The sequence below is a fragment of the Gilliamella sp. BG2 genome, from assembly GCF_046635645.1.
Taxonomy (GTDB): domain Bacteria; phylum Pseudomonadota; class Gammaproteobacteria; order Enterobacterales; family Orbaceae; genus Gilliamella; species Gilliamella bombi.
Window position 1 is genome coordinate 1 of the sequence record NZ_JBIDFF010000076.1, and the last position, 1,057, is coordinate 1,057.

Below are 1,057 nucleotides of genomic sequence, written 5' to 3' on the forward strand. Positions count from 1 at the left end.
ATAAATAATGCCGTATTTTGTTTGTATTTCCTGTGTATTCATATAAACCTCATTTTTTCAATTTATTATTAATGGGTATTGTTTTTCTGAAAAATCTTTTTATATATTTACAGACAAATTTATCTGCGATAAATCATCTGAATAAAATCCTAAGTATTCTAATCTTTTTAATAATATAAAGACACCTGTTAATAACAGGTACTAGGGTATTGACGTTTACCAAAGTTATCAAAGATATATAACTTATTTATCTCTCGTTTTCATTAAGATCAACACTTAGTTATTTGATTCATTTTTTACTGAAACGTATAGTTACCTGAAACTTTTTGACAAAAATTATCTTATAAAAAATAAAAATGCCGTTAGTTTGAGCTAACGGCATTTTATTAAGTAAATAAGGATGCAACAGGAAAGGCGTGTTCAAATATTAAATTTTGATCAGCAAAAACATTCAGTTTTAACATATCAAACTCTGTTACCAACATCCAAATATTGTTTAATACTTTGTGAATCAAAATTCCAAGCTATTTAATCAAAGGCTGAAAGATAGAACCGTGTTTTATGAATTTTATTTAGAATAATTTCTATTACCAATACTTACTGAGTATTTTTAGGCTGTCAACAACCAACAATAGATAGGTTTATGTTGGTATTTCTTCTATCAATTAATCATATTCAATTTTATATCTGCCAATAACATCAAAAATATGATCATAAGTACTAAGAATTACGCGTTGCTTGCCTTTTTTATGAACTTCATCAACTAAATCAAAACTAGATTTTGAATATTTTTCATAAGGGTATTCATCTATTAGATAAATAGATAAGCTATCAATATCACTAAAAATAAATGTAACTTTAACTTCTGGAACATTTAAGATTTTTGGCTTACAGCCTGCTAGTGATAATGATGTATTGACCATCAAAGTGAATGGTATACATTCTAATTTAACGTCAGATAATATCAATGCATTTCGTGCATAAATAATGCCGTATTTTGTTTGTATTTCCTGTGTATTCATATAAACCTCATTTTTTCAATTTATTATTAATGGGT

The 1,057-nt window shown here is 26.1% G+C and carries 1 protein-coding gene; it reads right to left on the reverse strand.

Features of this window, described 5'->3' with window-relative positions; all coding sequences use genetic code 11:
• Positions 1–665: 665 nt before the first annotated feature.
• Positions 666–1,022, reverse strand: a complete 357-nt coding sequence (locus ACGH6Q_RS12360; RefSeq protein ID WP_085165218.1) for a hypothetical protein — start codon at positions 1,020–1,022, stop codon at positions 666–668.
• Positions 1,023–1,057 lie beyond the last annotated feature (35 nt).

Excerpts from the sequence above, each read along its gene's own strand:
- ACGH6Q_RS12360 (WP_085165218.1), bottom strand. The coding sequence starts at position 1,022 with ATGAATACACAGGAAATACAAACAAAATACGGCATTATTTATGCACGA.